The following is a 19,995-nucleotide window of genomic DNA, read 5'->3' on the forward strand; positions in this document are numbered from 1 at the left end:
AGACCACTCTTCCCCTCCCCGACGCTCTACCCACCCCCGGCCGCGCCCCGTGATGTCGAGGGGGCGCGGCAGGGCCGACCCGGCCGCGCCCCCTCGACATCACGGAACGCGGAGTGAGTATCCGTACTCACGTCCGCGCGGCGCTTCTGGACCACGATGATGATCACATCGAGACCAGGAGGACCCACCCCATGCTCAGCCGCCTCGCCGATGCCCTGGTGCCCGCCGTCGGACGTCTGACGGTCACCACCGGTGCGGGCGCCGACTTCGCCCCGGGCAGCATCATCGCGGCCAACCACACCTCGCTCGCCGATCCGGCGGTGGTGCTGGCCGCGCTGCGCCGGCTCGGTGTCGAGCCGGTGGTGATGGCCACCGCCGGGCTGTGGCGCGTTCCGCTGCTCGGCCGCGCCCTCACGCGCGAGGGGCACATCCCCGTGCACCGGGGGGACCGGAGGGCCGCCGGGGCCCTGGACGAGGCCGCCGCCGCTCTCGCCCGCGGGCGGCTGGTCCTGATCTACGGCGAGGGACGGCTGCCGCGCCGCCCGGACGCCGCCGAGGCGGCCCCGGAGCCCTTCCGCAGCGGACTGTCCCGGCTCGCCGATCGCACCGGCGCCCCCATCATCCCCCTGGGGCAGGCGGGGGCCCGGCGCATCACCTCGGGAAGCCGGGCGAAGCAGCTCGCGGGAGCGCTCACCGCACCCCTGCGCCGGCCGGGTCTGCATGTCCATGTGGGAGCCCCGGTGCTGCTCGCGGGGGAGCCGTCGGACCGTACCGAACGCGCCCACGCGGCGGTGACGGCGGCCTGGCGGACGGCCGCCGGGCACCTCGGCGAGCCGGGGCCACCGGCCACCGGGGTGCCGCCGGTCCCCCGGCGAGGGCTCGCGGGGTCGCGCCGCCGGGAACGCGGAACGGTTCCGCCCGGCCGGTGACGGTGGCGCGGGGGAGCGGGGCCGCTGTCGCGCGGAGCGCGGCGTACGGGACCCGGCCGTCCCCGGGCGTGTGCCACGGACGGGACCGGCCGGGTGGGGCGGACCCCGCCCGGCACGGCCGTCTCACCGGCCGTCTCACCGGCCGGGTGCGAGGACGGCGGTGAGCACGGCGGTCAGCCGGCCGGGGTCCAGCGGCTCGTCGCGCATGACCGCGTGGAGCGTCGCTCCGTCCAGCGCCGCGACGAACGCGGCGGCGGTGGCGGGGTCGTCGGTGTAGCGGTGGGCGAGCCGGGTGGCCAGCGCGATCCAGAGTTCGGCCGCGGGGCGCAGGGCGGGGCGGCGGGCGGCCTGGAGATACAGCTCGTACTCGGCGAGCGTGCGCTCGCGGCGCCGGTTGAGGTGGTCGGCCAGATGCGCGCAGAGCTCGGCCGGTGTGCTGTCCGCCGGCAGGGTGCGGGCCAGCTCGGTGGCGTAGGCGTCGGCGCTGTCGGTCAGGGCCGCGGTCAGCAGGTCGTCGACCGAGGGGAAGTGGTAGGTCGCCACCGACTTGGGCACCTGGGCCTCGGCGGCCACCGCCCGGTGGGTGACCGCGCCGGGCCCGCCCCGGTGCACCACCCGCACGGTGGCGTCCAGCAGTTGCCTTCTGCGCTGTTCACCGCGGCGCCGGCGGCCGTCGGCCTCGGGTTCAGTGGGCACCGCCGGCCTCCAGTGCGACAACGCCCCCGACCACCAGGGCGAGCCCGCCGATCTGCACCCAGGTGAGGCTCTCCCCGAGGAACACCGCACCGATCAGGGCCACCAGCGCCACCCCCGCGGCCGCCCAGATGCCGTACGCGGTGCCCATGGCCATGCCCCGCTTGAGCACCACGGCCAGCAGCGTGAACGCGGTCACATAGCCGGCCACGACCAGCACGGTCGGCACGAGCTTGGAGAACCCGTCCGACATCCGCAGCGAGACCGTCGCCGTCACCTCCGCCGCGATCGCCCCCATCAGGATCAGCCAGGTCACCATCGGTCTCTCCGCTCCTCAAAACTAGCTGGACGTTTGTCCAGCTAGTTCCACTGTACGCCACACCGCCCGGCACACAAGCGCACCGGAGGCGGTGCGGGCGGGGGCTCCGGCGGGGCGAGCGGGCCGGAAGCGCCTTCCCGGGGGCTCTCGTGCGGTGGGCGGAGCGGCGGGTGGGAGGATGCCCGTCATGGATGTCGTCGCGAGGAACAATGTGGTGGTCACCGGCCCCGAGGACGGTCGGGTCGTGATGCTGGCCCACGGCTTCGGCTGTGACCAGAACATGTGGCGGCTGGTGGTTCCCGTGCTCGCCGAGAGGTTCCGGCTGGTGCTGTTCGACTATGTGGGCTCGGGCCGCTCGGACCTGTCGGCGTGGAGCGAGCAGCGGTACTCCTCGCTGGACGGCTACGCCCAGGACGTGGTGGATCTCTGTACGGAGCTGGACCTGCGGGACATCGTCCTCGTCGGGCACTCGGTGAGCGCGATGGTCGGCGTCAGGGCCGCCGAGCGCCTCCCGGACCGGATCGCCTCCCTCGTCATGGTCGGCCCCTCGCCCCGCTACATCGACGACGACGGCTACCGGGGCGGGTTCAGCGCGGCGGACATCGACGAGCTGCTGGAGTCACTGGACTCCAACTACCTGGGCTGGTCGGGCGCCATGGCGCCGGTGATCATGGGCAACCCCGACCGCCCGGAACTGGGCGACGAGCTGACCGCGGCGTTCTGCGCCACCGACCCGGACATCGCCCGCGTCTTCGCGCGCACCACCTTCCTCTCCGACAGCCGCGCCGAACTGGGGTCGGTGAAGGTGCCCACCCTCGTGCTGGAGTGCGCCCAGGACGTGATCGCGCCCAGGGAGGTCGGCGCCTATGTCCACGCCGCCGTCCCCGGGAGCCGGCTGATCACCCTGGAGGCGACCGGGCACTGCCCGCAGCTGAGCGCCCCCGAGGCCACCGCCGGGGCGATAGCCGCCTTCGCGGCGTCGGCCTCGTGATGAGCGTCACGGGCCAGGTGCCCGAGCCGGGCGAGGAGGACCAGGACGCGATGGACGCACGGTTCAGCGCGCTGCTGGAGGACAGCGCGGAGGACCTGTACGAGTCGGCGCCCTGCGGCTATCTCTCGACGCTGATGGACGGCACCATCGCGAAGATCAACACCACTCTGCTGGAGTGGCTGGGCCTGCCCCGGGAGCAGGTGGTCGGCAGGTCGCGGTTCGCCGATCTGCTCACCGTGGGCGGCAAGCTCTACCACGAGACGCACTTCGCGCCGCTGCTGCGGATGAACGGCGAGATCAGCGGAATCGCCCTGGAGATCAGGACATCCGGCGGCGACCGGCTGCCCGTGCTGGTCACCTCCAGGGTGAAGACCAGCGACGACGGCGAGCCGCTGCTGATCCGCACCACGGTCTTCGACGCCCGGGACCGCCGAGCCTACGAGACCGAGCTGCTGCGGGGCCGGGAGGTGGCCCGGGAGGCCCAGCAGGCCGCCGAGCGGGCCCGCGCCCGGGCCGAGGCCGACCGCGCGCGGCTCCAGGAGGCCCTCGCGGTCCTCCAGCGCAGCCTGCTCCCCTCCGCCCTGCCCGAGGTCCCGGGCCTCGAAGTCGCCTCCTACTACCACACCGCCTCCCCGGACCTCCTCGGCGGCGACTTCTACGACCTGTTCGCGCTGGACGGGAAGCGCTGGGCCTTCTTCCTCGGCGATGTGTGCGGCAAGGGCCCGCAGGCCGCCGCCGTGACCTCTCTGGCGCGCTACACGCTGCGCGCCGCGGCCCTGCACTCTCCCGACCCGGTCCACGCCCTGACCACGCTCAACACCGTCCTCCACGACCGCTACACCGGCGGCGACCCCCGCTACTGCACCGCGGTGTTCGGGATTCTCGAACCCGGTCCCGGCGGCTGCGCCGTGCGGCTGGCCTCCGGCGGCCACCCCTCGGCGCTCATCCGCCGGGCCGACGGCACCGCGGCGTATCTCCCCACCCCCGGCGGGATGCTGATCGGTGTGCTGCCCCGGGCGGAGTTCACCCCCGCCCACACGGTGCTCCACCCGGGCGACACCCTGCTGCTCTACACCGACGGCCTGACCGAGGCGCGGACCGGACCGGACCGCGCCCTCTTCGGCGAGGACGCCCTGCGCGCCTTCACCGCGCGGCTGGAGGCGACCGGTCCGCACGGGATGACCGCCGCGCTGACCGGACTGCTCGCCGGCTTCGGCGACGGCCTCGACGACGACACCGCGCTCCTGGCGCTCGGTGTCCCCGCCCCCGTCCCGACCAGCCCCCGGGTGACGAACTGAGATGAAACCGCTGACGATCACCGCCCGAGACGCCGCCACCGGTCCCGTCCTGGAGATCACCGGCGACCTCGACCACGAGAGCGCCGATCTGCTGCGCGGGTCCGTGGAACGGCTCGCACTCGCCCCCGGGCGGCTGCTGGTCCTGGACCTGGGCGGGCTGGACTTCTGCGACTCCAGCGGCATCACCGTACTGCTGGCCGCCCGCCACACCGCGACGGTGGCCGGGGCCGGCATCGCGCTGGCCGCCGTGCCCGCCAATATGCGCCGCGTCCTGAGCATCATCGGTCTGGACCGTGTCTTCGTCTGCCACCCGGACACCGCCACAGCTACAGCCACCGCCGCAGCCACCACCCCGGCTTCCGGGCGCGGGGCCGCCGGCGCCGGGTCCTGAGCATCCGGTCCGTCCCGTGCGAACACCGGCCCCGGCGCGGGTACCCACGGCCGGGGGTATCGACGGGTGATCAGCGCGGGATCACCGTGATGACCACGGTATCCGCGGTGATGGGCATGAGATCCAGACAGGTGTAGACCATGAGAACGGCCGGATAAGCGCCGTATGCCAGGTGCTTCCCGGGGGTACACGGCTTTTGCCCGCGGCCGGTTACGGCTCGTGCGCACCCGGCCGCCACACCACCATCGAGGACAACGGATCAGGCCGGGAACGGCCCCCTGCCCCACCGATGAAGGACCACGGCACGGCATGCACCCACCCCGCACACTCCCCGAAACTTCCGCGACCAGGGCCGGCCGCGCCCTGTGCGCCGGACTCGCCCTGGCGATGCTCGCCGCCGCGACCGAGGCTCTCCTCGGACCGGCGTCCGGCTGGTGGGACCCCGCCCTGGTCCTGGTGTGGGCCGCCCTCCCCGCCGAGTTCGCCCTCTGGGCGGTTCTGCGCGCCCGGGAGAAGCGCGCGGCCTCGGACCGAGGGGACCGGCGACGGCGGGCGGTGCGGCCGGCGGGCGCGGGACCGGCGAGCGGCGGCACCGGCGCCCACGGCCCGGCGGAGCGGTCCCGGTGCCCGGGGCGGGATGTCAGCGCCGGGAGAAAACCGGGGTCCAGCGACCGCTGTGACGGAGGTCGCCCTCGCGGAAGCCGGACAGCGGCGTGGGGCTGCCTCCGTCCATGCCCGCCAGGACCAGCCGGTTGCGGAACTCGCCCCTGCCGGGGTCGCACCGCTCGGGGTCGCAGCTCCAGGCGATGAGCGCGTCGTCGTCGGCCCAGGCGAGCAGCTGCTGACCGGGCACGAGCGCGGCACGCTCGCCGCTGCCCGCGTCCAGCACCTCGGACACGATCCTGCCGCCGTCGCCCGCGAACTTCCCCGTGACGTGCTTGCCGTCGGGGGAGAGGGCCGCGCCCGGACGGCGCAGGGCCGCCTGCCGCTCCGGGGCGGGCACCTCCGTGCCGTCCACGGTGTAGAACACCTTGCCCGCCGCGCTGTCCCAGGGTTCCCACAGCAGGGCGCCGTCACGGCTCCAGTGGAGATCCTGGCGCCCGCCGCCACCGGCGAACCCGCGGCCCTGGCTCCGGGGCGGGCGCTCGGTGAAGTCCGCCCGCCCGGAGGCGACATCGATGACATGGAAGCCGGTGCGGCTCGGCCTGGGCCCCGGCACCGTCCTGTCGTTCACCCGGCGCGACGCGTCCTTGAACAGACCGTCCGGGTCGAGGCGGTACGCGGTGGCCACCAGGCGCGTCCCGTCGGGCGAGAACCGCACCCCGCCGACGCCCCGGTCCACCGTGATCCAGCGCTCCACCTCGTGTGTGGCCAGGTTCAGCAGTCCGATGCGGTTGACGGGCAGACCGCGCTCCAGCACGGCGGCGGTCCGCATCCCGGGGGCCACGTCGAGCCAGGCCCACGCGGTCGGCCGGTACCGGCCGCTGGTCGTGTCGAGGAGACTCCACGCGTAGGTGACGGCGCCGTCCCCGTTCGCGCGCCGCACGGTCCTCCCGGTGAAGTACGCCGAGACGGCGGTCCTGCCCGCGGCGATGAGGTCACGCGGGGGCGATTGGTCCGGGTGCGCCAGCACATCCGTGGCCGGGAGTCCGCCCGGCGCCCGCCCGTGCCCGCGGTCGCCGCCGTTGCCGCTGCCACCGCTGATGGTCTGCGACACCACGATGCCCAGGGCGACGGCCACCGCGACGGCGCCGGCCACCGCGGTGGCCCGGACCCCTCGGCGCCGGCGTGGACGGGGGTTCCGCTCGGCGCCACCGGACGCCCCCGCCCCCGGTGCGGTGTCCGCGACCGTCCTCCGGGCGGGCTGTTCCTGTGTCATGGCGGTACCTCCACGGGAGAGGACAGGGCTCGCGGATGGCCGGCCGTGTCTCCACGACCCTGTCCGGGACGGCCGGTGCGCCGGCGCGGCAGGGGGCTCGCGCATCCGCGGGGCGGGGTCCCCACCGCCGTCGGGCTGGTGGCGGCCCCGCCCCCGGTGCCGCCGGCCTCACCTCACGAGGTCGCGGCCATGGGCGCGTGTGCGCATGTGCGAGAAACGCGGCGCGAGACGCGCGACCGGCTCACCCGGAGGCGGTCACGGTGCTTCTCATTCACGCGACGCGGGCGGGAATCCCGCTGAATTCAGGCTTATTCGTTGAACCACTCGGACTTCACGTCCGGACCGCCACCGTTCCACGAGAGCTGCATCTGGTAGGAGCCGAGCTGGCCGACGTTGTAGCCCTTCTTTCCACAGCCGGCGTCGCCACCGTCCTCGATGTAAAGCTTCTCATTGTAGTTGTTGTCGATCAGGCGGCCGGAAACGCCGTGGCCGTCCGCCTTGGTGTCACAGACCTCGAACATGTCACCGTTGTCGATGAAGGTCATCTTGCCCTGGCCGCCCGGGAGCGAAATCACCTTGTTGCTGACGAGGGGCCCGGCCTCGGTGGCCTGGGCCGTCGAAGCGGTGCCGGCGAACGCCAGGGCCATGGCCGCGCCCACCACAGCTGTGCGGGTGAATGGTGTCATCACGGATCTCCTTTTCCCTGCTGGACTGCGGAGCTGCCCGAGGGCCTCCCCCATGGTCGGCACCGACCTTAGGCACATGGTGATCACTGGTAAACGGAGTTGGTTCTGCCCCGTCTTTCGATGTGTTCACGGAAAGTGACCGGAATGGGGAGTTCCAGTGGTCGATGGCGCGACAAAGGGGCACAGAATCAAGAGTGATGGGACCGTGCGGCGCACGCTCTGGTGACAGGTATCACTGGGTAATCGAATGACATCACGCTGTCCGGTGCGCCGGCCCCGGCCGAGGTGCCCGGCACCCCCGTGGCCGCGTCCACTAAGCTCCTTGGCATCCACAACGAAGGGCGGAACGGGCATGCGCACCTGGATGCCGCGACAGTGGGGAGTGGCGATCGTGGTGGCCGCCCTCGCGGCGGTGGCGATCGGAGTACCGACCGGTGTCGTCCCCACCGGACTCTTCGGGCGGATGACCCCCGTCCTCTGGTGGAACTACCCGGTCTGGGCGGCCGGCTCCGTCCTCACGGGCCTGCTCGCGGGCACCTACGCCGGTGGGGCGCGGCCCCGGGCCGGCGAGAGGCCCCACGGCGGGCGCGCGCTGGCGGCGGCGGCGCTCTCGGCCCTCGCGGTCGGCTGCCCCGTCTGCAACAAACTCGTGGTGCTCGCGCTCGGGATGAGCGGGGCGATGTCCTACTGGGCCCCCGCGCAGCCGGTGCTGGCCGTCGCCTCGCTCGCGCTCCTCGGCCATGCCCTCGTACGGCGTCTGCGCACCGCGGACGCCTGCCCGGTACCGGCCGCCGCTGCGCCCGCCGTTCCGGCTGCTCCGGCTCCGGCTTCCGAGAGGGCGCCGGCCGCCCCGCGCGGGGACGGCCGCTGACGCCGGCGCGCCGCGCGGACGGCCGGACCCCCGGTCAACCGGTCAGACCCGCACACCCCACATGAAGGGCATACCGCTGCGCGCGATGGACTCGTAGCGCACGTTCGCCCCGGGCTTGGGGGAGTGGAGGATCTGGCCGTTGCCGGCGTAGAACCCCACATGGCTGAGGTCGGTGCGCATGATGATGAGGTCGCCGGGCTTGAGGTCGGAGAGGGAGTTGATCCGGGTGCCGATCTGGGCCTGCGCCTGCGAGGTGCGGGGAATCGACACATTCGTCTGCTTGAACGCCCAGGACGTCAGCCCGCTGCAGTCGAAGGAGCCCGGCCCGGTCGCCCCCCACACATAGGGCATGCCGACCCTGCTCTTGGCCGCGTCGAAGGCCGATGCCGCGCGCTGGGACCCACTGGCCTCGTTGCCCAGTTCCGTCCGCTCGCTGGCCCGGTCGGCCCGCTCCTCCTTCTCGGCGATCCTGGCCCGCTCCTTGGCGGAGAGGGTGTTGAGGAGCCGCTGCGCCTCGGCGAGCTTCCCCTGGATCTCGTTCTTCTTCTCCCGCAGCTCCGTACGGGTGTCGCCCAGGTCCGCCAGCTTCTCGGACGCCTGCCGGCGCTGCTGCTGGAGATCGCGCTGCTGCGTCTGGAACTGCTCCAGCTCGATCGCCTGCCGGTCGCCGAGCCGGTCGAGGGCGGACGCCTTCTCCAGATACCGATCGGGGTCGGAGGAGAGCAGCAGCTCCATGGAGGGGTCGATTCCGCCACTGCGGTACTGGGCGCCGGCGATCGAACCGAGCCGGTCACGCAGCCCGTTGAGGTCGTCCTGCTTGCGGGCGGCGGTCTCCTGGAGGCTCTTGACCTGCTTCTCCAGCTTGCCCGCCGCCTCCTTGGCCCCGTTGTACTTCTCGGTGGCCTGGGTGGCCTCCTCGTACAGCCGGTCGATCTGCGCCTGGACGCCCTTCTTCCGGGGGTCCGGGAGCGGGTCGGCCGAGGCCGACTGGGTCGACATCGCGACGGCCGCGGCGGCCGTCGCCGTGAGAGCGGCGGTGTACGCGGAGCCGGCCTGCTTGGGACGGCGGTGACGACGGTGGGAGGCCACGGGGGCGCGCTCCTTCTTCCTCGGCCGCCAACGAGGAGCACCCTGCTGCCCCGGCTCCGCCCCCGGGGGCACGGATGCGGCGATGAACCTCCGCGGCCACCCTGCCGGGTGGCCGACTGTTCGAAGGCACCGTAAGGCTAATCCGCTTAGCTGATTGGTTTCAACCGGGGTGCCCGGGGAGGTTGGGGAGCAAGGTGCGGCCCCGGGCCGTCCGTTCAGGGGGACGCCGGGGTCCGCAGGGCCGCGAGGGTGGTCTCCAGGCCGGTGCGGCCCGGCCGGTTCCAGGGGAGCTTCCCGAGGAGGGCGGCCAGGGCACAGGTGTTGGAGAGGGCGGAGTAGACGAGCCCGGCGGCGATTCCCGCGGAGAACAGCTGGAAGGCGGGGTGGACCAGGAGTCCGAGCAGCAGGCCCAGCAGGACGAGGGAACCGGCGGTGAGGCGGACCTGGCGGTCCATCGCCCAGCCGGCCCGCGCCTGGGCGGGGCGGTGCAGTTCGCCGCCGGTGGCGGACCAGGCCGCCGTGCCGCCTTCCAGAGTCGCCGCCGTGACGCCCTCCCGGGCCAGCAGCGCGCAGGCGTTCCGCGAGCGCGCCCCGGAGGCGCAGACCAGGAGGAGCCCGCCCCGGCCCGCTGCCTCGCGCAGGGCGGGCAGGGCCCGGTCGAGGGAGTCGAGGGGGATGTTGAGGGCGGTGGGTATGTGTCCGCCGGCGTACTCGCCGGGGGTGCGTACATCGATGACGGTGAGGGTGTGCAGACGCTCGCGGGCGAGGTCGGCGGTGAGGGTGGTGTCCATGGCGCGGTTCCTTCTCGGATCGGTACGGGTCGGGGTCGGTACGGGTCGGGGTCGGTACGGGTACGGGAGGGGGTCGGGGCCGGCGGGGGCCGGTCAGACGACGCTGTCGAGGAACATGAGGGCGGCCACCGCCAGCAGGACCTGGGCGAAGACCCGCTGGAGACGCGGTCCCGGGACCTTCGCCGCGAGCCGTCTGCCGTCCCAGGCGCCGAGGATCGCCGCTCCGGTGAAAGGGGCGACGACGGCCCAGTCGAGACCGCCGGCGGTCCCGGCGCGGGTGGTGAGCGCGGCGATCGAGTTCACCGCGACGACCAGCAGTCCGGTGCCGACGGCGGCCCGCATCCGCAGGCCGAGCACCCCTGTCAGGGCGGGCACGGCGAGAAACCCCCCGCCCACGCCCAGGGTGCCGGTGAGCGCGCCCAGCCCGGCACCGGCGCCCACCGCACGGGCCGGCCGCACGGGCCGCTCCTCGGCCGGCGGGGCGGGGCGGAGCATCCGCAGGGCCGCCAGCGCCGCGATCACCGAGAACGCGGCGGTCAGGACCGGGCCGGGGAGCCGGCTCGCCGCGAGGCCGCCGAGCATGGCGGGGCCGATGCCCGCCGCGGCGAACAGCAGCCCGGCCCGCCAGCGGACATGGCCGTCCCGGGCGTGTCCGACCAGGGCGGTGAGCGAGGTCACCGTGACGATGATCAGGGCCGCGGTGGCGGCGGCGGCGGGGCTGAAGCCGAGCGCGTAGATCAGCGCGGGGACGGCCAGTACGCTCCCGCCGCCACCGAGCCCGCCCAGCGCCAGGCCGACCACCGCTCCGGCCACCAGGGCCAGGACGAGCACACTCATATGAGCGCGCCCGGGGTCCGGCCCGGCGCCGGGCGCGGGGTGCCGGGGGAGTGCCTGGCCCGCGCGCCGGGGCCGCCGGAAGCGTCGGAGGTATCCCGGGTGTCGGAGGTATCCCGGGTGTCGGCAGTGTCGTGGGTCGCGAGGACCGCGGGGGCGCGTGCGGCGTCATGGGGGCAGCGGGGCACGGCGGGGCTCCTTCCGGTGCCGGGAAGAGGGAGGGGTGGGTGCGGCTCAGCCGCTGGTACGGATGGCCAGGCCCGCCTCGGCGGCCCGGTCGAAGCCGTCATCGACGGCGACCACGTCCCGCCCCGCCGCCGCGAGCAGCGAGGCCGCGATCCCGGCCCGCATCCCCCCGGCGCAGTGCACCCAGACCGTCCCGGCGGGCACCTCGTCGATCCGCCGGTGCACGGTGTGCACGGGGAGGTGGACCGACCCCTCGATGTATCCGCCCGCGCGCTCGGAGTCCCGCCGGACGTCCAGCACCACCGGCTCCGCGCCCCCGCGGATCTCCCCGGCCAGCTCGGCGAAGACCGCCCGGCGGAACGACGCCGGGGCCTCACCGGGCCGCAGCCAGTCGGCGGGGCCGCCGGTGGCCGCCGCGGCTGGCCGGTCGATACCCACCCGTACCAGCTCGCGCTGCGCGTCGGCCAGCTGCCCGGGCGACTCGGCGAGCAGCGTCACGGGCCTGCCCCACGGGATCATCCACGCGAGATAGGTGGCGAGCTTGCCGTCGGCCTCGAAGTTGAACGATCCCGTGACGTGTCCGGCGGCGAACGCGACCCGGTTGCGCAGGTCGACGACCCACTCGCCCGCCGCGAGCCGGGCGGCTATGGACTCGGCGTCCGCGGGTGCCGGAGCGGTCAGATCGACCGGCTCGGGCCCCGCCGCGTTCGCCGGGCCCATATGGGCGTAGTACGCGGGTACGTCCTCCAGCTCCGCCGGCAGCCCGGCGACGAAGGCGTCCACGTCCTGGAGCAGGGCGGCGTTGACCGTCTTCTCCCGGCCGATGGTGCTGGTGTCGCCCGCCGCCCGCCCGGACGAGCAGAAGCTGCCGAACCCGTGGGTGGGGAGGACGGAGGTGGACTCCGGCAGCTCGGCGGCGAGCCGGTGCGCGGAGGCGTGCTGGGCCCGGGCGAGCCGGTCGGTGAGCCGGGGCTCGACCAGATCGGGGCGGCCCACGGTGCCGATGAGCAGGGAGCCGCCGGTGAACGCCGCCACCGGGGTGCCGTGCTCCTCCAGGACGTACGCCGTGTGGTGCGGGGTGTGGCCGGGGGTGGCCAGGGCCCGCACGGAGAGGCCCTCGTCGATCTCGGCCACGTCGCCGTCGTGGACCGGGACGCGGGCGAAGGAGACCTGGGCCGCGGCCGGCACCAGATAGGTCGCGCCGGTCACCCGGGCCAGCTCCAGACCGCCGGTCACGTAGTCGTTGTGGATGTGTGTCTCCACGACATGGGTGATGCGCACCCCGCGGCGGGCGGCCGCCCCGATCACCCGGTCGATGTCGCGCGGCGGGTCCACCGCCACGGCCGCCCGGGCGCCTCCGGCCAGATAGTGCCGGTTGCCCAGGCCCTCGATCTCGATGGTGTCGACGAAGAACACGTCCCGCTCACATCCTCAGTAGGTACCCTCCGGGGTATTGATTCGACCGTAACAGATTACCCCCGGGGGTATAGTGGGGGGTGATTCGCCGCAGACCGGACAGCCCTCCCACCGCCCTCACCAAGGAGCCCGACGGATGAACGCGCCCGCGCAGGAACCCGCCCCGGCCTCGACCGGGACCCCGGCCACGACCGCCGACGAGGAAGCCGCCGCCCGCGCCGTGCTCAACCGGCTGCGCCGCGCGCAGGGGCAGCTCTCGGCGGTCATCACCATGGTCGAGGAGGGGCGCGACTGCCGGGATGTCGTCACCCAGCTCGCCGCCGTCAGCCGCGCGCTGGACCGCGCCGGGTTCAAGATCATCGCCACCCGGATGCGTGAGTGCATGACCACCCGCGAGGACGGCGAGGAGCCCAAGCTCAACGAGGAGCAGCTGGAGAAGCTCTTCCTCTCCCTGGCCTGACCCGCCGCCCGATTCCCTCCCCGGACCCTCGGCGCGGCATGTACACGCCCGGAGCGGGTAGCCGGGCCGCTGGAACAGGGAGGGACATCGATGACCTTGACGGACAGACCGGCCCCGGCCGCCGGCGACCACCGGTGCGGCCACGGGAGCCACCGCGGCCCGGACAGCGCTGGGGCCGACGACGGCGAGGAGAGCCCCCAGGAACGGGTGAACCGCCGCTGGAACGAGATACTCCAGGAGACCCGCGTCGCCCAGACGGGCGTCCAGATTCTCTTCGGATTCCTGCTGAGCATCGCCTTCACCGCCAGCTTCCGTGAGCTGGAGACCCCCGGCCGCGCCCTCTACGTGCTCACCGTGGCACTCGGCGCGTCCGCCACCGCCTCCCTCATCGCGCCCGTCTCGATCCACCGCTTCCTCTCCGGGCAGCAGATGAAGGACGAGGTGGTGCGCACGGCCGGCCGGCTGGTGGTCTGCGGGATGGTCCTGCTCGCCCTCACCATCGGGTGCACCCTGCTCCTGATCCTCAATGTCGTCCTCACCGGGCCGCTCGCCACCGCCATCGCCGCGGTGGTGATGCTCTGGTTCGCCCTGTGCTGGTACGTGCTCCCCTTCCGGCTGCGCCGCCAGGGTAAGGAGAACGGGAACACCGGCGGCTGAGCCGCCCGCCCTGCCCCTGCCCCTGTCCGGGCCGGCGGCTCCGCCCGGGCCCGCGCCCGGTCACGGCACGCGCGGGCGCACCGGATCGACGATCCCGCCGGGCGAGGGCAGCCGGTGCGCGTGGGCGGGCTCGTACACGGCGGCGAGGGTGGTGAAGACGACGGCGACCGCGACGGCACCGGGGTCGAGGACCCCGTCGCTGTGGGCCCCCACATAGCTGGAGCGCCCCAGCCGGCCCCGGAGCCCGGCCGTCCGGCGGGCCCCGTCGACGGCGGCGAGGGCGGCCTCGGTGAGAGGGGCCGCGACCGTGTCGGCTCCGGCGCCGGCGAGGGTGTCCACGGCGGGCGAGAGCGCGTCGACCAGCGTGCGGTCGCCGACGGCGGCGCCTCCCGCCCGGCAGATGGCGTCGCGGGCGGCGGCCACCGCCTCCGTGAAGGCCGGCAGATCGCACTTCTCCTCGTTCACGAGGACGGGCGCCACCCGCTGGAACAGCAGCCCGAAGAGCGGCCCGCTCGTACCGCCCACCCCGTCCAGGAACTCATGGGCGAGAGCGGTGGTGCCGGCCGTGCCGTCGGCCCTCGCCCGCTCCAGGGCCCGGGCGACACCACCGGTGAAGTTGTCGCCGAAGTCCCCGTCACCGCTCAGGGTGTCCAGCCGGGTCAGCTCCGGATGCAGCAGCGCGCAGACCTCGGCGAGCCGCTCCACGACCACCCGGCTGCCCCGCACCAGGGCCGGAGCCTCCGCGCCCGGCGGCACCGGATCGGCGACGGCCTCCGGCGCCGACGCTCCCGGCAGCCGGAGCGGTGTCCGCGTCGGGGCGCACCACAGATCGAGCCAGCCGGGCGCCAGCGCGGTGAGGGTGAGACTGAATCCGGAGGTGTCCAGGGCGGAGACATAGGTGCCGGCGGCGAGCGCGGCGACGGCGACGCCCCGGCCGGCCAGCCGCGCCCGGGCCAGCTCGCCGATGGAGCGCAGCTCCAACTCCCCGGTGCCGCCGAGACCGTTGACGAGCAGCAGCACCTCCCGGCCGTCGGCGCTCCCCGTCTCCGCCAGCAGATCGTCGACCATGCGGTGGACCAGCTCGGCGCAGCTCCGGGCGGAGACGGTGGCGGCGCCGCGCTCGCCGTGGATGCCGATCCCGTACTCGTACCGGCCGTCCGGCAGGTCGAAGGCCGGGCGGCCGGTGCCGGGCACCGTGTGCGCGCGGGCGGCGACGCCGATGGTGCGGGAGCCGGCCGCCACCCGGGAGCCCAGGGCGGCCAGCCGCTCCAGCCCCGTGCCCCGGTCCGCCGCCGCGCCGAGGATCTTCTCGACCACCACGGTGGCCGCGGTGCCCCGCCGCCCGACCCGGGAGGCGCCGGTGGCCACGTCGTCGTCGACCACGACCTGGGCCACCCGGTAGCCCTCGGCGCGCAGCAGCTCCCCCGCGCCGGCGAAGGCGAGCCGGTCGCCGGTGTAGTTCTTGACGATGTGCAGCACCGCCCGTGAGGCGGAGGCGGAGGCGGCGGCCCGGGAGGCCGAGGCGATCTGGCGCGCGGTCGGGGCGGCGGAGATCTCCCCGGGGACGACGGCGTCCAGGCCGCCCGGGCCGAGCAGCCCGGTGTCGAGCGGCTCGTGCCCGGAGCCGCCGCCGGCCACGAGACAGACCTCGCGCCCGGGGGCGCGGGCGGCCGTCCGCAGGAAGAGGGGCTCCTCGGAGAGCCGGATGTGCGGGTAGGAGAGCGCCAGTGCCCGGGCCGCCGAGCGGGCGGCGCCTGGGGCAAGGAAGTAACTCACGGCAAAGGCTCCGATGGTCGCACTGCTGGAGAGGGGCCTCCGGCCGGTGGGCCCGGACGCGGGTACGGCGCCCCGCGCGGGCGGGTTCGGCCGCTCCACCACGCCACCTCCCGAAGGCGGTGCCCCGGCGCGGCCGCTTCTGACCGGCGGCGCACCCGCGGCACCCTCGGACATGCCCGGCCCGCCACCCGGCCGGTACGGTACTTCAGCGCCCGGCCCCTTTCGCGCAGCCGCGCCACGACATCCCCGTACTGCTCCGTCCGGGCGCACACCGGCCCGCGTCGCCCGGCCGCGTGCTTCCGCGGTGCGGGAGCGAACCCGGCCTCGCCGGCGTTTGAGGCGCGGGGGTTCGGGGACCGGCCCCCGACCGTGGCCCGCGGGGTGCGGGTGCCTGTGGGCCAGGGTCCGTCCTCAAGCGCCGGACGGGCTGGGAGGTCGCGGGGTGCGGGCTCCGGTCGGTGCAGGGTCTGTCCTCTGGTGCCGGGCGGGCTGGGAGGTCGCAGGGTGCGGGTGCCTGTGGGCCAGGGTCCGTCCTCAAGCGCCGGGCGGGCTGGGAGGTCGCGGGGTGCGGGCTCCGGTCGGTGCAGGGTCTGTCCTCTGGTGCCGGGCGGGCTGGGAGCCCGTACCGTGCGGGGTTCGTCCCCGAACCTCACGGAGCTGCCTCCGGGAGGCACCCCAGCCGGGCCGGAAACCGACGCTTCCGTCCAGCCCGGGAGCCCGGACCCCCGGCCCAGCCCCCACGGCGAGCCCGCCCCCGCCCCCTTGCCGAACCGGCAAGCAACCTCGCCGCCCCGGGCATCCTCCCGCATGATCAGCCCTGGGGCGCAGCCCGAGCCCGCCCCCCCCGGAGCCCCACAGGAGGACCCATGCCGCACCCCATCCACCGCCTGGTCCCCGCCCCCGCCGGCCGTGTGCATCTCGTGGAGCAGGGCACGGGACCCCTGGTCCTGCTCGTCCACGGCTTCCCGGAGTCCTGGTACTCCTGGCGCCACCAGCTGCCGGCGCTGGCGGCGGCCGGATACCGTGCCGCCGCCGTCGACGTGCGCGGTTACGGGCGCTCCTCCAGGCCCGTCGCCACGGACGCCTACCGGATGCTCGACCTCGTCGAGGACAGCGTCGCCGTGGTGCGGGCGCTCGGTGAGCGGACGGCCGTGATCGTCGGGCACGACTGGGGTTCCACCATCGCCGCGAGGTCCGCCCTCATCCGGCCGGACGTCTTCAGCGCCGTGGGCATGCTGAGCGTCCCCTACGAGGCGCCGGGCGGGCCGCGCCCCTCCGATGTGTTCGCGCGGATGGGCGGGGACGACGAGTTCTACATCTCCCGGTTCCAGGAGCCCGGCCGGGCCGAGGCCGAGGTGGAGCCCGATGTCCGGGGCTGGCTCGCCGGCTTCTACGCGGCCTTCTCCGGTGACACCATGCCCGGGCCCTCCGCCCCGGCCCCGCACTTCGCGAGCCGCACCGGAACGCTCAGGGAGCGCTTTCCCGCCGGGCGCCTGCCGGGCTGGCTCAGCGAGGAGGACCTCGACGTCTTCGCCGGGGAGTTCGAGCGCACCGGTATGACCGGGGCGCTCAACCGCTACCGCAACATGGACCGGGACTGGGCCGACCTCGCCGCCGCGGGATTCACGGGGGCCGCCATCGGTCAGCCGTCCCTGTTCATCGGTGGTGCGCTGGACGCCTCCACGACGTGGCTGGCCGACGCGATCGCGGCCTTCCCCGCCACTCTGCCCGGGCTGAGCGCGGCCCATCTCCTCGAAGGCTGCGGCCACTGGACCCAGCAGGAGCGGCCCGATGAGGTCAACCGGCTGCTGACCGGGTGGCTCGACTCCCTGCCGGGGTGAGGGGTGCCGGGGGGCGAGCGCCGGCTACGGGTGTGCCGTCACCAGTAATGCCGCCGGCCGCCCACGGCGTGACCCAGGGCTCCCAGGACCCACAGCACGATGCCGATCGCGACCAGGATGATGCCGATGGTCCAGAGGACGCCGATACCGGCCAGCAGGCCGATGATCAGCAGAATGACTCCGAGGATGATCATGGTGCCTCCGATGACGGAGAGTCCCCCTGATGCAAGGCATCCCCCGCACGCGCGATGCCGAAACACCCGCCCCACCCACCCCACCCCTCACATGTCCCCCCGCGTGACGGTCCCGCCGCCCGGCGCGACCCCGTTCGCCCCCCCCCGCGCCCCCCTCGCCGGCCGGACCGGGTTCGCCCGCGTCTCCGGTGCGGTTGACCCACCCGGCCCGCCCGGCGCCTGAGGACGGACCCCGCACCACGGGCGCCCGCCGCCGTGCCCCGGGCACAGCGGATCGCGGGCCGGGGGCGGGTGTGGATCGCTCCGCACGAGGTAGACGCCGCACATGACCCCACACGATCCCACCGCCTCCCTCCCCCTCGCCGCCCCGGGCTCCTCCTCCCTCCTCCTGGTCATCGTCGGCGTCATCATCGCCGGCGGCCTCCTCGCCGCCTTCTGGGTCGGCAGCCGCCGCGCCGCCCGCAAACCGAAACCGCCGCAGGGCCCCCAGCCCCGCTCCGACTCCTGGCAGCACCCCGACACCCCCACCGACCCCCGCCGCCCATGACCGGACCGGGCCGGACCTCCCCGGTGAGAGGAAATCCGCTCACCGGGGTAGATTCGGACACGAGGCCCCTGTGACACTCATCGCGCTGCCGGGCGTGTACGCCCCGCAAGACGACACGGCCCTGCTGGCGGGCGCACTCCACGAGGAGCACCTGCCACCCGAGGCCGCGGTCCTCGACATCTGCACCGGGACCGGCGCACTCGCCCTTCTCGCGGCCGGGCGGGGCGCCCGGGTGACGGCGGTCGACAGCTCCCGCCGGGCGGTGGCCACCGCCCGGCTCAACGCCCGGCTCGCCCGCCTTCCGCTCCAGGTCCTCCACGGCGATCTCCTCACCCCGGTGACCGGCCGCACCTTCGATCTGATCCTGGCCAACCCGCCCTATGTCCCCGCCCCCGGTGACACCGCGCCCCGGCACCGCGCGGCCCGCGCCTGGGACGCCGGCCGGGACGGCAGGCTCGTCCTCGACCGGATCTGCCACGACGCCCCCGCCCTGCTCACCCCCGGTGGTGTCCTGCTCCTCGTCCACTCCGCGCTCAGCTCGGAGCGTGCCACCCGCGCGCAACTGGAGGACGCGGGGCTCGAAGCCTCCGTGGCCGGCCGCCGCCGGATCGCCTTCGGACCCGTGCTGCGGTCCCGCAACCGCTGGCTCACCGGCCGCGGTCTGCTCCGGCCGGGGCAGGACCGGGAGGAGATCGTGGTGATCCGGGCGCACAGGCCCGCGCCGGACCGGGCACCCACCGGCCCCTCCCCCCGCCCCGGATCGGCGACTCTCCCCGGTGCGATGAGCTGTTCGGGGTACGGGTGAGACATGGCCACCGAACAGCGGAACCCTCGTCTGCCCTCGCCGCGCGGTGACCTGTCGGCCGCCCTCGTCGCCGCCCTCTCCGAGGACGCCCCACTGCCGGGCGGCACCGCCGCCCAGGCCGCCGACCCCTACGGCGACGATCTCCAGCTCGCGCTCTACCTCGGTTACGAACTGCACTACCGGGGCTTCGCCGGTGTCCCCGACACCAAGGAGTGGGACCCCGATGTGCTGCGGTTCCGCGCCGCCCTGGAGGCGAGGTTCCTCGGCGCGCTGCGTACGGACGCCACCCGCCACACCTCGGTCGCCGACGCGCTCGCCCCGCTCCTCGTGGAGCCGGTGGACGGCACCGGTGTCTCGCACTTCCTCCAGGACGAGGGGGAGCTGTGGCACCTGCGGGAGTACGCCGCCCAGCGCTCGCTCTACCACCTCAAGGAGGCCGACCCGCATGCCTGGGTGCTGCCCAGGCTGTGGGGCCGCGCCAAGGCGGGGATGGCCGCCGTGGAGTACGACGAGTACGGCGCGGGGCGCGCGGAGCGGGTGCACGCCCGGCTCTTCGCCGACCTCATGGCGGACCTCGGCCTCCACACCGCCTACGGCCACTATCTGGAGGTCGCCGGGGCGCCGATGCTGGCCGTCGTCAACCAGATGTCCCTCTTCGGCCTCCACCGCTCCCTGCGCGGCGCTCTCGTCGGCCACTTCGCGACCGTCGAGATCACCTCGTCGCCCGCCTCCCGCAGGCTGGCCCGCGCCATGGCCCGCACCGGGGCCGGCCCGGCCGCCGAGCACTTCTACGCCGAGCACATCGAAGCGGACGCCGTCCACGAGCAGATCGTCCGCCGGGACGTCATCGGCGGCCTGCTGGAGACCGAACCCCATCTGGAGGCCGATATCGCCTTCGGCATCGACACCACCTGCCACCTCGAGGACCGCCTCGGCCACCACTTCCTCACCGCCTGGCGGGGCCACACCACCGCACTGCGCACCGCGCACGGGGAGGCGGTGGGCGCCCATGCCCGGTGAGGGAGCCGAAGTGCGGCGGATCAGTGTCCGGGACGGCGGGCCGCTGCTCGTCGAGGGACCCGTCGAGGTCGTCCTGGAGGACGGCACCACCGTCTCGTCCGACCGGTTCTGTGTGGCCCTGTGCACCTGCCGCCGCAGCCGCAGCTACCCCTGGTGCGACACCAGCCACCGCCGGCGCACCAGGGACTGATACACCTCTTCCGGATCGTGCCGGGCTCGCGTGCCCCGGCAGAGACTCCCCAGCGAGGACGGGCGGCGGCCCCGTGCCCCGGGCACGACAAGGGGGGGGGGGGCCCCGCCCGGGGGGCGGCCCCCCCCGAGC

22 protein-coding genes are annotated in these 19,995 nt (G+C 74.6%); 12 read left to right on the forward strand and 10 right to left on the reverse strand.

The window, feature by feature from the left end; translation table 11 throughout:
- Positions 1-191 precede the first annotated feature (191 nt).
- Positions 192-929 carry a lysophospholipid acyltransferase family protein gene (locus ABT122_RS30385; RefSeq protein ID WP_351558858.1) on the forward strand — a complete coding sequence of 246 codons (738 nt, stop codon included), beginning with the start codon at positions 192-194 and terminating at the stop codon, positions 927-929.
- 135 nt (positions 930-1,064) lie between these two features.
- On the opposite strand, the gene ABT122_RS30390 is transcribed toward ABT122_RS30385, so the two are convergent.
- Both ABT122_RS30390 and ABT122_RS30395 read right to left on the reverse strand, forming a co-directional pair.
- Positions 1,065-1,625 (reverse strand): TetR/AcrR family transcriptional regulator, encoded by a 561-nt coding sequence (locus tag ABT122_RS30390; RefSeq protein ID WP_351558821.1) that lies wholly within the window; start codon positions 1,623-1,625, stop codon positions 1,065-1,067.
- Complete coding sequence (locus ABT122_RS30395) at positions 1,615-1,941, reverse strand: DMT family transporter (protein WP_451069297.1); 327 nt, start codon at positions 1,939-1,941, stop codon at positions 1,615-1,617. The genes ABT122_RS30390 and ABT122_RS30395 overlap by 11 nt, the downstream gene beginning before the upstream one ends.
- A gap of 187 nt (positions 1,942-2,128) precedes the next feature.
- On the opposite strand from ABT122_RS30395, the gene ABT122_RS30400 reads away from it, so the two are divergent.
- The 3 genes from ABT122_RS30400 to ABT122_RS30410 are packed head-to-tail and all read left to right on the forward strand — an operon-like array spanning position 2,129 to position 4,621.
- Positions 2,129-2,932 carry an alpha/beta fold hydrolase gene (locus tag ABT122_RS30400; protein WP_351558823.1) on the forward strand — a complete coding sequence of 268 codons (804 nt, stop codon included), beginning with the start codon at positions 2,129-2,131 and terminating at the stop codon, positions 2,930-2,932.
- Entirely contained in the window at positions 2,932-4,230 is a 1,299-nt protein-coding gene (locus ABT122_RS30405) for a PP2C family protein-serine/threonine phosphatase (protein ID WP_351558825.1), read from the forward strand. Before ABT122_RS30400 ends, ABT122_RS30405 begins: the two co-directional genes overlap by 1 nt.
- Before the next feature lies 1 nt (position 4,231).
- Positions 4,232-4,621, forward strand: a complete 390-nt coding sequence (locus ABT122_RS30410; protein ID WP_351558827.1) for an STAS domain-containing protein — start codon at positions 4,232-4,234, stop codon at positions 4,619-4,621.
- 640 nt (positions 4,622-5,261) lie between these two features.
- Here ABT122_RS30410 and ABT122_RS30415 read toward each other — a convergent pair.
- Together ABT122_RS30415 and ABT122_RS30420 are read right to left on the reverse strand one after the other, a co-directional pair.
- Positions 5,262-6,500, reverse strand: coding sequence for a WD40 repeat domain-containing protein (locus tag ABT122_RS30415; protein WP_351558829.1), 1,239 nt, complete (start codon positions 6,498-6,500; stop codon positions 5,262-5,264).
- Between the two features lie 308 nt (positions 6,501-6,808).
- On the reverse strand, positions 6,809-7,186 hold the full coding sequence (locus ABT122_RS30420) for a hypothetical protein (protein WP_351558831.1): 378 nt from the start codon (positions 7,184-7,186) through the stop codon (positions 6,809-6,811).
- A 322-nt stretch (positions 7,187-7,508) separates the two neighbouring features.
- Here ABT122_RS30420 and ABT122_RS30425 point away from each other — a divergent pair, with 322 nt between their 5' ends.
- On the forward strand, positions 7,509-8,057 hold the full coding sequence (locus ABT122_RS30425; protein WP_351558832.1) for a hypothetical protein: 549 nt from the start codon (positions 7,509-7,511) through the stop codon (positions 8,055-8,057).
- A gap of 42 nt (positions 8,058-8,099) precedes the next feature.
- Here ABT122_RS30425 and ABT122_RS30430 read toward each other — a convergent pair whose 3' ends face one another.
- The 4 genes from ABT122_RS30430 to ABT122_RS30445 form a co-directional block, all read right to left on the reverse strand.
- On the reverse strand, positions 8,100-9,146 hold the full coding sequence (locus ABT122_RS30430; RefSeq protein WP_502976232.1) for a C40 family peptidase: 1,047 nt from the start codon (positions 9,144-9,146) through the stop codon (positions 8,100-8,102).
- Between the two features lie 215 nt (positions 9,147-9,361).
- A complete protein-coding gene (locus ABT122_RS30435) occupies positions 9,362-9,937 on the reverse strand; it encodes a rhodanese-like domain-containing protein (protein ID WP_351558834.1) in 576 nt (191 codons plus the stop codon).
- A gap of 93 nt (positions 9,938-10,030) precedes the next feature.
- Positions 10,031-10,774 (reverse strand): sulfite exporter TauE/SafE family protein, encoded by a 744-nt coding sequence (locus tag ABT122_RS30440; protein WP_351558836.1) that lies wholly within the window; start codon positions 10,772-10,774, stop codon positions 10,031-10,033.
- A 231-nt stretch (positions 10,775-11,005) separates the two neighbouring features.
- On the reverse strand, positions 11,006-12,373 hold the full coding sequence (locus ABT122_RS30445; protein ID WP_351558838.1) for a rhodanese-like domain-containing protein: 1,368 nt from the start codon (positions 12,371-12,373) through the stop codon (positions 11,006-11,008).
- 136 nt (positions 12,374-12,509) lie between these two features.
- Here ABT122_RS30445 and ABT122_RS30450 point away from each other — a divergent pair, with 136 nt between their 5' ends.
- Together ABT122_RS30450 and ABT122_RS30455 are read left to right on the forward strand one after the other, a co-directional pair.
- Positions 12,510-12,833: a metal-sensitive transcriptional regulator gene (locus ABT122_RS30450; RefSeq protein WP_351558840.1), complete on the forward strand. Its 324-nt coding sequence runs from the start codon at positions 12,510-12,512 to the stop codon at positions 12,831-12,833.
- A 90-nt stretch (positions 12,834-12,923) separates the two neighbouring features.
- On the forward strand, positions 12,924-13,490 hold the full coding sequence (locus tag ABT122_RS30455) for a DUF6328 family protein (protein ID WP_351558842.1): 567 nt from the start codon (positions 12,924-12,926) through the stop codon (positions 13,488-13,490).
- A gap of 60 nt (positions 13,491-13,550) precedes the next feature.
- Here the strand turns inward: ABT122_RS30455 and ABT122_RS30460 are convergent, their stop codons facing one another.
- Positions 13,551-15,266, reverse strand: coding sequence for a dihydroxyacetone kinase subunit DhaK (locus ABT122_RS30460; RefSeq protein WP_351558844.1), 1,716 nt, complete (start codon positions 15,264-15,266; stop codon positions 13,551-13,553).
- An 866-nt stretch (positions 15,267-16,132) separates the two neighbouring features.
- On the opposite strand from ABT122_RS30460, the gene ABT122_RS30465 reads away from it, so the two are divergent.
- Complete coding sequence (locus ABT122_RS30465; protein ID WP_351558846.1) at positions 16,133-17,107, forward strand: alpha/beta hydrolase; 975 nt, start codon at positions 16,133-16,135, stop codon at positions 17,105-17,107.
- Positions 17,108-17,145: 38 nt separating this feature from the next.
- Here ABT122_RS30465 and ABT122_RS30470 read toward each other — a convergent pair whose 3' ends face one another.
- Positions 17,146-17,301: a DUF6131 family protein gene (locus tag ABT122_RS30470; RefSeq protein ID WP_351558848.1), complete on the reverse strand. Its 156-nt coding sequence runs from the start codon at positions 17,299-17,301 to the stop codon at positions 17,146-17,148.
- Between the two features lie 325 nt (positions 17,302-17,626).
- Between ABT122_RS30470 and ABT122_RS30475 the strand changes: the two genes are divergently transcribed.
- The 4 genes from ABT122_RS30475 to ABT122_RS30490 all read left to right on the forward strand — a co-directional run bounded on the left by ABT122_RS30475 (position 17,627) and on the right by ABT122_RS30490 (position 19,863).
- Complete coding sequence (locus tag ABT122_RS30475) at positions 17,627-17,848, forward strand: DUF6479 family protein (RefSeq protein WP_351558850.1); 222 nt, start codon at positions 17,627-17,629, stop codon at positions 17,846-17,848.
- A gap of 70 nt (positions 17,849-17,918) precedes the next feature.
- Positions 17,919-18,653 (forward strand): HemK2/MTQ2 family protein methyltransferase, encoded by a 735-nt coding sequence (locus tag ABT122_RS30480; RefSeq protein WP_351558852.1) that lies wholly within the window; start codon positions 17,919-17,921, stop codon positions 18,651-18,653.
- Between the two features lie 3 nt (positions 18,654-18,656).
- The gene (locus ABT122_RS30485; RefSeq protein WP_351558854.1) at positions 18,657-19,673 is read left to right on the forward strand and encodes an iron-containing redox enzyme family protein; all 1,017 of its coding nucleotides are present in this window, start codon (positions 18,657-18,659) and stop codon (positions 19,671-19,673) included.
- Entirely contained in the window at positions 19,663-19,863 is a 201-nt protein-coding gene (locus tag ABT122_RS30490) for a CDGSH iron-sulfur domain-containing protein (protein WP_351558856.1), read from the forward strand. The genes ABT122_RS30485 and ABT122_RS30490 overlap by 11 nt, the downstream gene beginning before the upstream one ends.
- Positions 19,864-19,995 lie beyond the last annotated feature (132 nt).

Origin of the sequence: Streptomyces sp. NPDC001985 (assembly GCF_040296845.1) — a bacterium.
In the GTDB taxonomy this organism is placed as follows: Bacteria; Actinomycetota; Actinomycetes; order Streptomycetales; family Streptomycetaceae; genus Streptomyces.

Coding starts and splice junctions, on each gene's coding strand:
- ABT122_RS30395 (WP_451069297.1), bottom strand. CDS start 1,941: ATGGTGACCTGGCTGATCCTGATGGGGGCGATCGCGGCGGAGGTGACG.
- ABT122_RS30385 (WP_351558858.1), top strand. CDS start 192: ATGCTCAGCCGCCTCGCCGATGCCCTGGTGCCCGCCGTCGGACGTCTG.
- ABT122_RS30450 (WP_351558840.1), top strand. CDS start 12,510: ATGAACGCGCCCGCGCAGGAACCCGCCCCGGCCTCGACCGGGACCCCG.
- ABT122_RS30475 (WP_351558850.1), top strand. CDS start 17,627: ATGACCCCACACGATCCCACCGCCTCCCTCCCCCTCGCCGCCCCGGGC.
- ABT122_RS30420 (WP_351558831.1), bottom strand. CDS start 7,186: ATGACACCATTCACCCGCACAGCTGTGGTGGGCGCGGCCATGGCCCTG.
- ABT122_RS30490 (WP_351558856.1), top strand. CDS start 19,663: ATGCCCGGTGAGGGAGCCGAAGTGCGGCGGATCAGTGTCCGGGACGGC.
- ABT122_RS30465 (WP_351558846.1), top strand. CDS start 16,133: ATGCCGCACCCCATCCACCGCCTGGTCCCCGCCCCCGCCGGCCGTGTG.
- ABT122_RS30485 (WP_351558854.1), top strand. CDS start 18,657: ATGGCCACCGAACAGCGGAACCCTCGTCTGCCCTCGCCGCGCGGTGAC.
- ABT122_RS30470 (WP_351558848.1), bottom strand. CDS start 17,301: ATGATCATCCTCGGAGTCATTCTGCTGATCATCGGCCTGCTGGCCGGT.
- ABT122_RS30405 (WP_351558825.1), top strand. CDS start 2,932: ATGAGCGTCACGGGCCAGGTGCCCGAGCCGGGCGAGGAGGACCAGGAC.
- ABT122_RS30455 (WP_351558842.1), top strand. CDS start 12,924: ATGACCTTGACGGACAGACCGGCCCCGGCCGCCGGCGACCACCGGTGC.
- ABT122_RS30400 (WP_351558823.1), top strand. CDS start 2,129: ATGGATGTCGTCGCGAGGAACAATGTGGTGGTCACCGGCCCCGAGGAC.
- ABT122_RS30435 (WP_351558834.1), bottom strand. CDS start 9,937: ATGGACACCACCCTCACCGCCGACCTCGCCCGCGAGCGTCTGCACACC.
- ABT122_RS30410 (WP_351558827.1), top strand. CDS start 4,232: ATGAAACCGCTGACGATCACCGCCCGAGACGCCGCCACCGGTCCCGTC.
- ABT122_RS30415 (WP_351558829.1), bottom strand. CDS start 6,500: ATGACACAGGAACAGCCCGCCCGGAGGACGGTCGCGGACACCGCACCG.
- ABT122_RS30440 (WP_351558836.1), bottom strand. CDS start 10,774: ATGAGTGTGCTCGTCCTGGCCCTGGTGGCCGGAGCGGTGGTCGGCCTG.